At 61.6% G+C, this 14435-nt stretch carries 9 protein-coding genes and 2 rRNA genes; 3 read left to right on the top strand and 8 right to left on the bottom strand.

Going from position 1 to position 14435, the window contains the following annotated elements; translation table 11 throughout:
• Positions 1–150: 150 nt before the first annotated feature.
• A complete protein-coding gene (pobA, locus tag EBB56_RS07365) occupies positions 151–1374 on the bottom strand; it encodes a 4-hydroxybenzoate 3-monooxygenase (RefSeq protein WP_124803586.1) in 1224 nt (407 codons plus the stop codon).
• 172 nt (positions 1375–1546) lie between these two features.
• Here pobA and EBB56_RS07370 point away from each other — a divergent pair, with 172 nt between their 5' ends.
• Positions 1547–2479 (top strand): helix-turn-helix domain-containing protein, encoded by a 933-nt coding sequence (locus tag EBB56_RS07370; protein WP_108132226.1) that lies wholly within the window; start codon positions 1547–1549, stop codon positions 2477–2479.
• A gap of 155 nt (positions 2480–2634) precedes the next feature.
• On the opposite strand, the gene EBB56_RS07375 is transcribed toward EBB56_RS07370, so the two are convergent.
• The 5 genes from EBB56_RS07375 to EBB56_RS07395 all read right to left on the bottom strand — a co-directional run bounded on the left by EBB56_RS07375 (position 2635) and on the right by EBB56_RS07395 (position 9144).
• On the bottom strand, positions 2635–4674 hold the full coding sequence (locus EBB56_RS07375; protein WP_124803588.1) for a CocE/NonD family hydrolase: 2040 nt from the start codon (positions 4672–4674) through the stop codon (positions 2635–2637).
• 138 nt (positions 4675–4812) lie between these two features.
• Entirely contained in the window at positions 4813–6114 is a 1302-nt protein-coding gene (locus EBB56_RS07380; RefSeq protein WP_124803590.1) for an acetyl-CoA carboxylase biotin carboxylase subunit family protein, read from the bottom strand.
• 193 nt (positions 6115–6307) lie between these two features.
• The gene (locus EBB56_RS07385) at positions 6308–7597 is read right to left on the bottom strand and encodes a TRAP transporter large permease (protein ID WP_124803592.1); all 1290 of its coding nucleotides are present in this window, start codon (positions 7595–7597) and stop codon (positions 6308–6310) included.
• Positions 7587–8114 (bottom strand): TRAP transporter small permease, encoded by a 528-nt coding sequence (locus EBB56_RS07390; protein WP_124803594.1) that lies wholly within the window; start codon positions 8112–8114, stop codon positions 7587–7589. Before EBB56_RS07390 ends, EBB56_RS07385 begins: the two co-directional genes overlap by 11 nt.
• A gap of 4 nt (positions 8115–8118) precedes the next feature.
• On the bottom strand, positions 8119–9144 hold the full coding sequence (locus EBB56_RS07395) for a TRAP transporter substrate-binding protein (protein WP_124803596.1): 1026 nt from the start codon (positions 9142–9144) through the stop codon (positions 8119–8121).
• 320 nt (positions 9145–9464) lie between these two features.
• On the opposite strand from EBB56_RS07395, the gene EBB56_RS07400 reads away from it, so the two are divergent.
• On the top strand, positions 9465–11534 hold the full coding sequence (locus tag EBB56_RS07400; protein ID WP_124803598.1) for a TonB-dependent receptor: 2070 nt from the start codon (positions 9465–9467) through the stop codon (positions 11532–11534).
• 169 nt (positions 11535–11703) lie between these two features.
• Positions 11704–12261: a HutD family protein gene (locus EBB56_RS07405; protein ID WP_185696400.1), complete on the top strand. Its 558-nt coding sequence runs from the start codon at positions 11704–11706 to the stop codon at positions 12259–12261.
• Positions 12262–12808: 547 nt separating this feature from the next.
• On the opposite strand, the gene rrf is transcribed toward EBB56_RS07405, so the two are convergent.
• Together rrf and EBB56_RS07415 are read right to left on the bottom strand one after the other, a co-directional pair.
• Positions 12809–12924: ribosomal RNA gene (rrf, locus tag EBB56_RS07410) — 5S ribosomal RNA — on the bottom strand.
• A 94-nt stretch (positions 12925–13018) separates the two neighbouring features.
• A 23S ribosomal RNA gene (locus tag EBB56_RS07415) occupies positions 13019–14435 on the bottom strand; the annotation flags it as partial.

Genomic DNA, 14435 nt, shown 5'->3' on the forward strand with positions numbered 1-14435 from the left:
TGCCTAGCGGCAGGACATGCGCCGAGCCCTCACCAGGTCAACGTCGACCCCATTGCACCTTTCCCTGTCGATGCCCCGATGTCGGTATTGCCCCTGACCGAGAGCCGCTTTTCCCTCGCAGGTCCCTCGCCGGCAGATACCTCTATGACGCTACTCCAGGGGTTCGTAGGGCAGCCCCACGTAGTTTTCGGCGATGGTGGTCAGGCCCGCTGTCGAGCCGGTCAGATAGTCGAGCTCCGCCAACTGCATGCGCGCCTCGAAGTCTTCCTCGTCGCTGAAACGATGCAGCATCGACGTCATCCACCAGGAGAAGCGCTCGGCCTTCCAGATACGCTTGAGGCACACCTCGGAGTAGCGCGGGATCAGATCGCTGCGCCCTTCGTTAAACACCTTCACCAGCAGGCGATACAGGGTGTTGACGTCACTCGCCGCCAGGTTCAGCCCCTTGGCACCGGTGGGCGGCACAATATGGGCGGCGTCACCCACCAGAAACAGGCGACCGTACTGCATCGGCTCGACCACGAAGCTGCGCAGCGGTGCGATGCTCTTTTCGATCGAAGGTCCCGTCACCAGAGTCTCGGCCACGTCATCCGGCAGGCGCCGTTTCAGTTCGTCCCAGAAACGCTCATCGGACCAGTCTTCGACCTTCTCATCGAGGCCCACCTGCACGTAGTAGCGGCTGCGATTCTCCGACCGCATGCTGCACAGGGCGAAGCCCCGCTCGTGGCGCGCGTAGATCAGCTCATCGGTCACCGGTGGCGTGTCGGACAACAGCCCCAACCAGCCAAACGGATAGACCCGCTCGAAGGTCTTCAGGCGCTCCTGCGGGATCGATTGGCGTGACACGCCGTGGTATCCATCGCACCCGGCCACATAGGCACAGCGCAGACGGTACCCCTTGCCTTCATGCTGAAAGGTGAGGGAGGGCGACTCGCTATCCAGATCATGGGGGGTGACGTCGCTGGCCTCGTAGTAGCTGATGCCGCCTTCTCGCTCGCGTGCTTCCATCAGGTCCCGGGTGACTTCGGTCTGGCCGTACACCATCACCTGCTTGCCATCGGTGTGCCCCGCAAGGTCGACGCGTACCCGGCGGTTGTCGAAGGCAAGCTCGAAGCCGTCGTGGGGCAGGCCCTCGGCATCCATGCGTTCGCTGACGCCGGCTTCACGCAGCAGGTCGACCATGCCCTGCTCGAGCACCCCGGCACGAATACGTCCCAGCACATAGTCGCCGCTCTTGCGTTCGACGATCACATTGTCGATCCCGGCCCGGCTGAGCAGTTGCCCCAGCAGCAGTCCGGAGGGCCCGGCCCCGATGATGGCGACCTGGGTCGTGAGTTCACTATCGATACGCTCGGGGGAAGATGTTGTCGTCATGGTGGCTACCTCGTCAGCGGAACGTTATGGTTATGCCTTGTATTTTTCGCTGAAACACCACCCCAGATAAGGCATATTCCTCGCCACAAACTGGACTTTTCGCGGAATCTACCCTGACATTTGTCGTAGTCACGCTCAATCACCTCCCCGGCAACCGCCAGGAGCGCGGACCATGAACCCCGAGACCCCGTCCACCACGATATCGTCAGCGGTTCCCACCTTTACCCTTTACGGGGAAACCGGTAGCTGGCCGACCCCCGACCTGCTGCACTGCGAGTCCATCGCCGAACGCAGTCGGCTCCACGATTGGCGCATCCATCCTCACCGCCACGTCGACCTGACTCACCTGCTGCTGCTGTACGCGGGCGAGGTCGAACTGCAACTGGAAGACAGCCGGCAACGGCGGGCCGCCCCGCTGCTGATCCTGGTACCTGCGCTCACCATTCACGGGTTTGCCTTCGCCCCGAACATCCAGGGCCACATCCTGACCCTGGCGGCACCGCTGGTCAGCCACCTCGAGCAGGTACTGCCGGACGCCAGCAGGGTCTGGCGCAGTGCGGGAGTCACTGCACTAGCCGACGCCAGACACCGACTGCAGGCATTGGTGGAACATATCGACGGGGAATACCGACGGCCGGCACGGGACCGCGACGTGCTGCTCGACGCCTTGATCCAGGCGCTGACGGTGGAAGCGGCTCGCCTGGCGACGCATCCGGCCACCCGGGCCAGGTCTGCCGTGAGCACCGATCCCGGCCACGGTCACCTGGCCCGCTACCAGGCACTGATCGAGCGGCGCTTTCGCCAGCAGCCGAGCATCGAGGAAATGTCGCGCGAGCTGGACATCAGCGCGGCCCACCTCAACGTCCTGTGCCGGCGCCTGGCGGACCAAAGCGCCCTGTCGGTGCTGCACCAGCGTCTGCTGCTCGAAGCCAAGCGCGAGTTGACCTATACCAACCTGACCATCGCCCAGATCGCCGATGGCCTGGGCTTTTCCGAGCCCGCCTACTTCACCCGCTTCTTCAAGCGGCTCAGCGGAGTGGCTCCCCGCGACTTCCGCCGCCGCCAGTTCCATCGTCAAGGCGACGGATCGCCAAGCTCGCCCTAGGCGCTGTCCGAAAAGTCGACGAGCGAAGGTTAGACAAGGCAAAAATCGGTGAGAAAGCGCAGTTTACGGGGTGTAAATGAGCATTTTGACCGGGCTGGCGTACCAGACGATTTTTAACGCCGTATTACCGAGCGCAGGCACTTTTCAGACAAGCCCTAGACCAGATCCCGGGGGAAGACCTCATCCCAGCTTCGCGAAAAGACTCGAGTATCGCCCTGCCAGGCGTCCAGGGTGGCACGCACCCGAAAGCTATCGGCGTCGCTGGTCAGCCGAGTGCGGGTCAGGGTGTGGATCTCCCAGTCCCCCCGGCGGAAGGTACGTTGCCACTCGGTCCAGCCGGTAACACTGTCGTAGTTGCCGTAGGAATAGCTGTAGCGCTCTGTCACCGAGCCGGAGATGTCCAGCGCGATATCGTCCAGCCGGTAGCTGCCCTCGTCGTGGAACACCTCCAGTGTGGTCTGGTCATTGGCCAGATCTCGGATCACCTTCCAGCTTTCCTGGGAAGGTTGCAGCAGCGTCTTGGCCAGCGGTGGCGCCCCTTCCGGCTCCTCGAAGGGGCGCAGAGCCGCTTCTTCCGCCGGCCTGGGGACCCTGGTCGGCAGCACCAGGCGACAGGCACCAGGCCACAGTGTCAGGCGTACCGGCCTTGGCGCAGGCCATACCAGCGGCCAGTAGCTGGTCGAGATCGCCAGCCGGATGGCGTGCCCCGCCGGAAACTGCTGGGCAATATGCTTGAGACACACCGTCACGCGGTAGCGGCGCCCCGGCACCAGAGGCTCCGGGTGTTCGTCGCTGTCACGATGGGTCAGGTTGAGCACCCCATAGGACACCCGTGTCGCCTTGTCGTCTTCGGCGATATCGACAAGACGCAGCGCCACCATCGCCACCGGCTGGTCGGCGGACAGTTCCAGCTGCACCGATGGGGCACCACAGATTTCCAGATCCTGCTCGAGCCGGGGCGTCTGGAAAATCAGGGCGCCGCCGTCCTCGTCACGCTGGTCGTGAGGCAGATCCGGCGGTGCGTTGTAGGAACACCACTTGCCGGCATACAGGCCCACCGACAGCGGCGAGCGGATATCCAGGCTCTCGTCGTCATCGCCGTCCTTCGCGTCGGTGCCGTCCTCGCCACGCAGGTCATGTCCGCTGGTCAGCCGCCAGCTCCGGGACATGATGTGGGGAGAGGGCCAGCTCGGCTCGGCGACCCAGCGACCGGGACGAGCGCTGTAGCGCGCCGATGGCGGCATCGATTGCTGCATCCAGACCCTCAGCATCGGTTCGTCCATGATCCCGGTATCCTGGTCCTTCAGCCAGTGGTCCCACCACCGTAGCCCTTCCTGCAGGAAGCCGATGGCCGGCCCCGGTACCCCGAGGTGGGGGTACTTGTGAGCCCAGGGGCCCACCAGCCCCTTGCGTGGCGAGGTCAAACCGGCCAGCAGCCGGAAGACGGCGTTGCAGTAACCATCCGCCCAGCCGCTGATGGCGTACACCGGCACCTGGATACGGCTGTAGTCCTCGCACACCGAGCCATGTTTCCAGTAGTCGTCACGTCGCTGGTGCTGAAGCCAGCGCGAAAGCCAGAGGCCGCTGCCGTCCAGGCGATCGAGCCACATCCTGAACCAGTCGCCACCCACCAGCGCCGGGTCGGGCGGGATGGCATTGCCATCGAACATGGTCGACGCCCAGGAAAGATTGTCGGCCAGCAGGCAGCCACCCATATGGTGGATATCATCGGCGTAGCGGTCATCGGTAAAACAGATGGTGATGACCGCCTTGAGCTGCGGTGGGCGCATGGCGGCGATCTGCAGGCCGTTGAACCCCCCCCAGGAAATACCGACCATGCCGACACTTCCCGTACACCAGGGCTGGCGTTCCAGCCACTCGAGTACCGCCACCCCGTCGTCCAGTTCCTGCTGCAGGTACTCGTCGGTCAGTACGCCATCGGATTCGCCGGTGCCTCGGATATCGACGCGAACCCCGGCATAGCCATGCCCGGCCCAGTAAGGATGCACCTGAGCGTCTCGCTCCGCGGTCAGGTCACGCTTGCGATAAGGCAGGTACTCGAGGATCGCCGGCACCGGATCATCGTCGGCGTCGACCGGCCGCCAGATACGGGCAGCCAGCCGCGTGCCGTCGGCCAGTGGAATCCAGGTTTCCTGCTCCATCACCTTGCGCGGAAAATCGCTGACCACCCGCATCGTCGCTCCTTGCACTGGCTTCAAGCTCACCCTGTCGAGATCGCCCTGTCCATACCGCTCTGCCGAGATCGCCCTACCCCTGCAACCTGGCCACTCCAGCGCTCTCGGTGACGCTCGGTACAGCGGCGGCGCGCCGACTCAACTATCGATATCGCCGAATGCGAAGGTCAGTCGGGCCGCCAGTTGCTGATAGCGACGAAGCAGCGTCTGATAGTCGTCGCCCCCCATCCAAATATAGGCCAATGCAAAGCTGTAGCTATCCTGTTCTGGCAGGCTCGACAGACGCTGCCCCTCCTCCACCTGCAGACTGATCACCGTGCTGGGGTAGTCCTGTTCGAGTTGTGCGAGGGTCTGCGCCGAGGGAACCCGTTCGACGGTGGCGTCATGGAAGAACACGCGGTAGAAGAACTTGGCCGCGACCGCGTAGGCGCCCTCCCGGTGGGGCAGTCTCGGACGCTGCCCCAGCGCCAGGTCCACCGTCACCTGCTGATGGCTTATCCCGTCGACCTTCTCGAACAGGTCGCAATGTGACTGGGAAATGCGTGTGTTGATCTCGAGCAGCCAGATGCGATCCTGGAGTTCGTCCCAGAAAAACTCGACGTTGAACGCGGATTGATCGAAGCCGGTGCGGGTCATGACCAGGCGGGTGGCGTCGATCATCTGCTGCTGAACCCTTTGTGGCAGGGCCGAGGGGTACAGATAGTGGAAGAAGCTCAACACCCCTGGGTAGCGAATCGAGTCGACCACACCATAGACCACGACCTCGCCATCGTGGACGTAGCCTTCCAGCGTGCATTGCCAGCCGCCGATGATTTCCTCGGCCATGCAGTAATGGCCATCGATCGCCGCGATCTCCGGAGGCAGGTTGGCCTGATCCAGCACGCTGTTGAACGGCTCGGCGATGGAACCGATCTCCGCCTTCAGACGGTCAATGGCAAGCGCAAAGTCTTCCGGCGTCTCGATGCGAAAACCGAGCCGTGAGCCCGACGACTTGATCGGCTTGACGAAGAAGGGAAAGGACAGCCCCGCCGCACCGATCTGGCCCAACGCCGCCTCGTCGAAGGGGTCGAAGGCGGTGAATCCGGGGATGTACTGCGGCACCACCTCGCGCTGAACGCAACGGCTCCAGTACTTGTGCTCACACTTCAGCAAGCTTTCCAGCGACGTCGATCGGGTACCGAATCGCTTGCACAGGATCGGCAGCATCGTGGATACCGGAAAATCCATATAGCCGATGATCGCGTCTATCGGCCTGCCGAATCGGTCCAGGGTCTGGCCGGCTTCCTCGAGCATCGCGGGAATATCGAATTCTTCGGTGTCATAGACCGCCTCCGGCGCAATAATTCGGTGAAAGCGCCATTCTTCGGCACCCTTCAAGCGCAGCAGACGCTCATGATTGTCATCGTTCAGCCCCACCACAAAAATATTGCGCGCACTCACGTCAAGCCCTCGCGTCATTACGATGGTGTCACGCTGCAAGCTTAGTGAAACGCGCCTCCCACAAAGGCTCATATTGGACTAGAGCGTCATATCAGAAACCTCATCCAACCGACATTAAATGCATCAAAAAAGCCCGCCGTATGGCGGGCTTGGGGTGAGCTGAGCGTAATACTGGCCGCCGCTTCGATGCCGACTACAGCAAAAAGAGGGTGCTCAAGGTCGGGAACAACAGCAACAGAGCCAGGCGCACAAAGTCAGACACGATAAAGGGAGAGACGCCTCGGAAGATCTCTCCCAGTCCCACATGGGGCGCCATGGCCTTGATCACGAAGACGTTCATCCCCACCGGCGGCGTGATCAGCCCCAACTCGACCGTCAGCACCGTGACGATGCCAAACCACACCGGGTCGATACCCAGGCTCTGAATGATCGGGAACACCATCGGCACCGTGATCACCAGCATGGCGATCGAGTCCATGAACATGCCGAGCAGGAAGTACATGGCCAGGATGCACAGCACGACAACGAAGGGCGTCAGCTCCATGGCAAACAGACTGTCGCTGATGGAGAACGAGATGCGTGAGAGCGAAATGAAGTAGCCCAGCGCCTCGGCACCGACCAGCATGAAGAACACCACCGCCGACAGCGCCAGGGTCTCCTGGACCGCAGACCACAGCTCCCGTGCACGCAGCCCCTTGACCAAGGCGTAGATCAGGGTGGCAAAGGCACCGACACTGGCCCCCTCGGTGGGAGTGAAGATGCCCAGGTAGATGCCCAGGATCATGACCAGGAAGACCGCGAAGAAGGGCACCAGCCCGCCGAGCGAGGCAAGCTTCTCGCCCCAGCCCGTCGCTTCCCCTGCCACCGCCAGTTCCGGCTTGACCCGCATGACCACGCTGACGGTCAGGGCGTACAGCACCAGTCCCAGGAGCCCGGGCACCAGACCCGCCATGAACATGTCACCCACCGACTGCTCGGTCAGGATGGCATAGATCAGCAGGGCGATACTGGGCGGAATCATGATGCCTAGGGTGCCGCCCGCGGCCAGCGCCCCGGTGGCCAGGCCACGATGGTAGCCGTATCGCTCCATCTCCGGCAGGGCCACCCGGGTCATGGTGCTGGCGGTGGCCAGAGAAGATCCGGAAATCGCCGAAAAGACGCCACAGGAACCGACGGCGGCGATCGCCAGGCCGCCCTTCCAGCCACCGCAGATCACCCGAGCCGACTGGAAAAGCTTGCCGGCCATGCCTGAATGCGCCGCCAGTACGCCCATCAGGATGAACATCGGAATCGCGCTGAAGCTGTAGTTGGACAACACCTCCACCGGCACCGACTTCAACATCGATACCGCCGCGCCGAGATCGATGATGGTGGCAAAACCACCGACACCGACCAGCAGCATCGCCAGAGCTACCGGCACCCGCAGGATCATCAACACCAGCAACAGCAGCAGCCCGAACCCGCCGATCGTCTCAGTCGCCATGGGACACCTCCGCACTCTGGCCGAACAGCGCCCCCAGGAGCGCGTGCAGCAGGCTGCGCAACGCCAGCAGACCACTGAGCACTGCAGCGACAAGATAGATCGGCCCGAGCGAGATCCTCAGGTCCTGGGTGACCTCGCCGTACTCGACAGCGGCGTGGGCCGCACCCACCAGGCCCGTCGCCAGCACCCCGCCAAGCACCGCAAAGCCCAGCAGATAGACGCCATGCAGGCGCGCTGCGATGGACGCAGGAAGACGGTGGGAAAAGGCCTCGACCACCACCTGGCTCTTCTCCACGCTGGCCGACATGGCCGCCAGCAAGGCAAACAGCATCAGGTAGCTGACCAGTTCGACGCTACCGAAGACCTGAAAGGAGATAGCGCCATCGGTCAGACGCTGCAGGTAGCGTGTCACCACGTCGGCGATGGTCACCGCCAGCATCAGTATCAGACAGCCGCCCGCCACCCAGCGACAGACCAGGGCCAGCCAACGGCTGCCCCCTTCCAGAAAGGGTTGCATGGCGTCACTCCGTCCCGGCGCAGCTTTCACGTGCCGCCAGCGCCGCCTGATAGACGTCATGCGCCTGGCTCAAGCCGCGCTCCTCGAGTCCGCTCAGGTAATCCTCGATGCCCTGCTGGAGCGGCGGCGCCCAGTCGGCGTTGTCGAGGGGCGCATCGACCACCCGAATGGTGTGGCCGGCGTCCACCGCTTCCTGCCGCCCCACCTCGTCGATGGCGTGGAACACCTCCCCCGCATTGAGTGCCCACTGCATGCCGGAGTTGGCATCGATGACCGCCTGCTGCTCCGGCGTCAGCCGATCGTAGGCACGCTGGCTCATGGTCGCCACAAAGATCAGCGAATAGAACGGCACCTGGGTGTGGTATTCGACCAGCTCGTTGATACGAAACCCCTTCATGCCTTCCCAGGGAAAGCTCAAGCCATCGAGCACGCCCCGCTGCATGGAGGTATAGATATCCGGGGCAGGCATGCCTACCGGGCTTGCCCCCATGTTTTCGAGGATATCGCCTGCCACCGCGGTCGGGCGACGGATTCGCAGCCCTTCCAGATCAGCCGGTACCTGGACGTCGGTATCCACGGTATGGATGTAGCCGGGACCGGTGGTGAACATGAACAACACGCGAGTGTCGTCGTACTCTCCCCCCAGGCCGCCATCGTCGTACAGGGTCTGCAGGATGCATGAACCCTGTATCGCGGAATCGGCCACCCCGGGGAGTTCGACGATCTGCGACAGCGGGAAGCGCCCGGCGGTATAGCCCTGAGCGGTGGCGCCGATATCGGCGATGCCGTTTACGGTCGCCTCATAGATGTCGTCAGCCTTGGCCAGGGTACCGGAAGGGAAGACCTGAACACGCAGATCACCGCCGGAGTCTTCCTCCACCGCCTTGGCCCACTGCTCGAAGATCTGGGTATTGATATCAGAGGCACCAGGCCAGAAGTGGGCCATGCGCAGCGTGGTCGCCGCTTGAACCGAGGCACAGGAAAGGGCCGTCAGGGATGCGGCCATCAGGCACGCGAGGGGGGTCTTCATGGGGATCCTCCGGACTTTATCGTTATCGGCGACGCGCGCTCATTATTGGTCTCTCGCTCGACACCGTTTCCGGCAACTCGACCAGCGGCGCTCGTTCGCATAGTGAACTTCTGTTCGTTTTTTCAGTTCAAAAGATAAACTACCTGGCCACACAACGAAAAGCGACTTTGGTCTAGCGGAAGGCCTGCACCGACGGGAACCAGGCTCTCTTCACCAGAGTGGTGCCAAGGATGCGACTTCTCTAGAATTGTGCTTAAACGATAAAGATGCTCTTTCGAGCCACCACTCCCTTCTCGCCTCGCCGTTCAAGGATGAACCTGATGACCTCTCGCCCGGCCGCCGCCCTGCTGCTGCTCCCGCTGACAACGCCTGTCACCGCACAGACTGCCGCAACCGACGACCGCGCCGTCGAGCTGCAGCAACCCGTGTTGACGGTGTCGGCGCCGCGCCTGGAGCGCGAGCTACTCACCACCCCGATGGCTGTCTCGATGGTCGATGAAGACGACATCCATCAAGGTCAGCAGCGGGTCCGTCTCGATGAATCCCTGGTTCGAGTGCCTGGGGTGTTCATCCAGAATCGCGACAACTTCGCCCAGGGTGCTCGTGTCTCCATCAGGGGCTTTGGTGCCCGCGCTCCCTTCGGTGTGCGCGGCATCACCATATTGGTGGACGGTATTCCCTACACCCTCCCCGATGGCCAGGCCCAGCTCGATGCCATCGACCTGGACAACGCAGAACAGATCGAGGTCATCAGGGGACCGGCGGCGGTTCAGTACGGCAATGCCGCCGGTGGTGTCATTTCGGTCACGACGGCGGACGGGCGTGACGAAGGTGACGACTCGACGACGATACGTGCCGGTATCGGTAGCGACGGCTACAACAAGCAATCCCTTTCCACCGGCGGCGAGCACGACGGCTGGGCCTACCACCTGGGTGCCTCGCGACTGGAACTGGCCGGCTATCGGGATCACAGCCGCACCGAGAAGCGCTTGCTGAACGCCAGCCTGTCACGGGATATGGGCGATCAACGCCGTCTCACCGCCATCATCAACCTGCTCGACAACCCCCGTTCCGAAGATCCTGGTGGTCTGACCCAGGACCAGGTCGATGAAGATCGCCGACAGGCGGGCCGCTTCACCGAGGACTACGACACCGGCCAGAAGGTGGACCAGCAGGTCGTGGGATTGCAGTACGAGGATCTTGGCTTCGGCCCCGGGGAGCTCTACCTCAAGGGATTTACCACCTGGCGAGACTTCGAACAGCAATTGCCCTATCCGGGCGACAGCTTGATCGACTACCGACGTCACCACTTCGGTGGCAGCGCCGAATATCACCAACGCTTCAACCTCGCCGGCATGACGCTGGACAGCATGGTGGGTATCGACGGCGCTCGCCAGGAAGACGACCGCCATCGCCGCGATGTAGCCTTCGATGGCAGCGTGACGGGAGAAGTGGCCGACGAGACCCAGACGGCGACCAGCCTGGGTATCTTCGCCCAGGGCGACCTTGCCCTGAATGAGCACTGGACACTGTCGGCCGGCGGACGCTTCGATCGCATCGACATGGAAATCGATGACGACTACGACAACGATGGCGACCAGAGCGGTGAACGCACCTTCCACGAAACCAATGGAAGCCTGGGAATCAGCTACCGCTTCCATCCCTTGCACCAGGTCTACGCCAACACCTCCACCGCCTTCGAGACACCGACCTTCTCGGAGTTTGCCAATCCCGCAGGTGGTGGCTTCAACCCCGACGTCGAGCCCCAGGAGAGCTGGAGCCGTGAGCTCGGGGTGCGCGGCACCCTGCCCACCGGACTGGATTACGACGTCACCCTGTTCTCGATCGACGTCGACGATGAACTGGTCCCCTACGAGATCGATGGCAGCGATCGTACCTTCTACGAAAACCTTGGCGACACCAGCCGCGACGGGCTCGAAGTCGCGCTAGGATGGCAGCCCTCGGCGCGTCTGGAGCTCAATACCGCCCTGACCCTGGCACGCTACGAGTTCGACCAGGTTTCCGGTAGTGGCCTGGACGGCAACCGTCTGCCCGGGCTTCCGGAGACAACCTGGGTCAACCAGCTCACCTGGTACGGGATAGGTAGCCAGGACACCCGTTACTTTGCCACCCTGGAAACCCAGTATGTGGGCGACATGGTCGCGGACAATGCCAACCGGGTAGACGTCGACAGCTACTGGCTGGTCAACCTTCGTGCGGGTGACGGCTGGCGACTGGGCGGCAACCAGATACTGTCGACCTACCTCGGCATCCGCAATCTGTTTGACGAAGACCACTATGCCAATGTCCGCATCAATGCCAGCAACGACCGCTATTTCGAACCGGCGCCAGACCGTTCCTTCTATGCGGGCGTAGAACTATCATTTTGATGTAAGCACAATTTTTTCGCCGTACTGTTGCGATTCGGGAGTCAGCGCCGAGCGAGAGTCGCTCTACCCCAGCATCTCTTGAGCCAGATCAAGCACGTCGACTTAAACCCTTGAGACGATGAAACGATCCTTGGCAAAAGGAGGCGCAGCACTCGCTGGCCAACCTCCCATGATCATTCGACGCTCATCCGAGACACCCGCGCGCCTCTGGTCCGGCGGCACGACGCGGGAGCTGTTCATCGCTCCCGTTGACAGTGACTATGCTGACCGGAACTTTCAGGTCCGCCTGAGCACCGCCACGGTAGAGTCCGAAGAGTGCCTGTTCACCCCACTGGCAGGCTACGAACGACATCTCATGGTATTGGAAGGCGCGGCCCACCTTGAGCATCAAGGGCACCGCTCCAGGGACCTCAGGCGCTTCGAAGTCGACACCTTCGACGGCGCCTGGCAAACCCTGAGCCAGGGGCTCTATCGCGACTTCAACCTGATGGTGAGATACGGCAGTCGCGGCTACCTCACACACCAGTTGCTCCGCGAACAGGAAACCCTGCACCTGTCACCGGAACCCGCACTACTTCGAGCCTGGTACCTGATCAGTGGTCGTGTGGAGCTCGTCTCCGGCGAGGTACTCGCGGCCGGTGATCTTCTGGTCATCGAACCCGGCGACCGCCTGGGCCTGCGTTCGCTGCAAGCGAGCCAACTGGTCGTCTCCACCATCGCGTTCTAGGCACAGAGCCGCGACAGCCGTCTTGCTGAAACTTGCCTGAAACCAGGAAGCCCGCCTCCTCTCGGAAGCGGGCTTCTTCGTGATACATGACTGATCTGTTCCCGACAGGGTAGTCGCATGGGGGTGAGTCACCCCGACGCTCTTTACAAAAAGAAAGCCCAACTCCTCTCGGAATTGGGCCTTCTTCTGAATAAATGCCTGACGTCGGGGTAGACCCTCCGCTCGCTCGTCCAGGCCGCCGCTCTGCCCCCGAAGACTGCCGGATGACGCCACCAAGGTAACAATGTTTCTACTCGTCTCATCCCTGAGACTCGCCCTTCGTTCCTCAAGGCCCGCCTGCGGCGGTTCTCCCCTGTTCCCGACAGGGTAGTCGCATGGGGGTGAGTCACCCCGAGCTTTTGCAGCGAAGCTGCAAGGGGGGACGAACGACGCGAGCCTGCGAGCGGCCGGACCGCACGCAGTGCGGCCCCACATATAAAAAGCGGGGTCTTCCCATGCATGCGAAAAAGCCCAACTCCTCTCGGAATTGGGCTTCTTCTGAATAAATGCCTGACGATGACCTACTCTCGCATGGGGAGACCCCACACTACCATCGGCGCTGAGCGGTTTCACTTCTGAGTTCGGCAAGGGATCAGGTGGTTCCCACTCGCTATGGTCGTCAGGCGGAAAAAGGCAATGTATATCATGCTGACGATACGCTTCATCGTATCCGTCAATTGATTCGAGACATCATCGACCAAAACCCTTTGGGTGTTATATGGTCAAGCCTCACGGACCATTAGTACCGGTTAGCTCAACGCCTTGCAGCGCTTCCACACCCGGCCTATCAACCAGCTGGTCTTGCTGGGTCCTTTAGGAGGCTCAAGGCCTCAGGGAGATCTCATCTTGAAGGGGGCTTCCCGCTTAGATGCTTTCAGCGGTTATCCCGTCCGTACATAGCTACCCGGCAATGCCACTGGCGTGACAACCGGAACACCAGAGGTACGTCCACTCCGGTCCTCTCGTACTAGGAGCAGCGCTTCTCAAATCTCCAACGCCCACGGCAGATAGGGACCGAACTGTCTCACGACGTTCTAAACCCAGCTCGCGTACCACTTTAAATGGCGAACAGCCATACCCTTGGGACCGACTTCAGCCCCAGGATGTGATGAGCCGACATCGAGGTGCCAAACACCGCCGTCGATGTGAACTCTTGGGCGGTATCAGCCTGTTATCCCCGGAGTACCTTTTATCCGTTGAGCGATGGCCCTTCCATACAGAACCACCGGATCACTAGAACCTACTTTCGTATCTGCTCGACGTGTCTGTCTCGCAGTTAAGCACCCTTATGCTCTTGCACTCACTGCACGATTTCCAACCGTGCTGAGGGTACCTTCGTGCTCCTCCGTTACTCTTTGGGAGGAGACCGCCCCAGTCAAACTACCCACCACACACGGTCCTCGAACCGGATTACGGTCCTGAGTTAGAACGCCAATGATGCCAGGCTGGTATTTCAAGGTTGGCTCCACCCCATCTGGCGACAGGGTTTCAAAGCCTCCCAGCTATCCTACACAAGCAACATCAGCGTCCAGTGTGAAGCTGTAGTAAAGGTTCACGGGGTCTTTCCGTCTAGCCGCGGGTACACAGCATCTTCACTGCGATTTCAATTTCACTGAGTCTCGGGTGGAGACAGCGTGGCCATCATTACGCCATTCGTGCAGGTCGGAACTTACCCGACAAGGAATTTCGCTACCTTAGGACCGTTATAGTTACGGCCGCCGTTTACCGGGGCTTCGATCAGGAGCTTCGCGTGAGCTAACACCATCACTTAACCTTCCGGCACCGGGCAGGCGTCACACCCTATACGTCCGCTTGCGCGTTTGCAGAGTGCTGTGTTTTTAATAAACAGTTGCAGCCACCTGGTATCTTCGACCGCGTCAGGCTCCGGTCGCGAGGACCTTCACCCTAATGCGGCGTGCCTTCTCCCGAAGTTACGGCACCATTTTGCCTAGTTCCTTCACCCGAGTTCTCTCAAGCGCCTTGGTATTCTCTACCTGACCACCTGTGTCGGTTTGGGGTACGGTCTCACAGTATCTGAAGCTTAGAGGCTTTTCCTGGAAGCGTGGCATCGATGACTTCCTGACCGTAGTCAGTTCGTCTCGCCTCTCGGCCTTGAGGATCCGGATTTACCTGAA

The organism is Halomonas sp. YLB-10 (assembly GCF_003856855.1).
GTDB classification, from domain to species: domain Bacteria; phylum Pseudomonadota; class Gammaproteobacteria; order Pseudomonadales; family Halomonadaceae; genus Halomonas; species Halomonas litopenaei.

What these genes read in the sequence shown, in the direction of transcription:
- pobA (WP_124803586.1), bottom strand. Translation starts at nt 1,374, where the DNA reads ATGACGACAACATCTTCCCCCGAGCGTATCGATAGTGAACTCACGACC.
- EBB56_RS07370 (WP_108132226.1), top strand. Translation starts at nt 1,547, where the DNA reads ATGAACCCCGAGACCCCGTCCACCACGATATCGTCAGCGGTTCCCACC.
- EBB56_RS07375 (WP_124803588.1), bottom strand. Translation starts at nt 4,674, where the DNA reads ATGCGGGTGGTCAGCGATTTTCCGCGCAAGGTGATGGAGCAGGAAACC.
- EBB56_RS07385 (WP_124803592.1), bottom strand. Translation starts at nt 7,597, where the DNA reads ATGGCGACTGAGACGATCGGCGGGTTCGGGCTGCTGCTGTTGCTGGTG.
- EBB56_RS07390 (WP_124803594.1), bottom strand. Translation starts at nt 8,114, where the DNA reads ATGCAACCCTTTCTGGAAGGGGGCAGCCGTTGGCTGGCCCTGGTCTGT.
- EBB56_RS07395 (WP_124803596.1), bottom strand. Translation starts at nt 9,144, where the DNA reads ATGAAGACCCCCCTCGCGTGCCTGATGGCCGCATCCCTGACGGCCCTT.
- EBB56_RS07400 (WP_124803598.1), top strand. Translation starts at nt 9,465, where the DNA reads ATGACCTCTCGCCCGGCCGCCGCCCTGCTGCTGCTCCCGCTGACAACG.
- EBB56_RS07405 (WP_185696400.1), top strand. Translation starts at nt 11,704, where the DNA reads ATGATCATTCGACGCTCATCCGAGACACCCGCGCGCCTCTGGTCCGGC.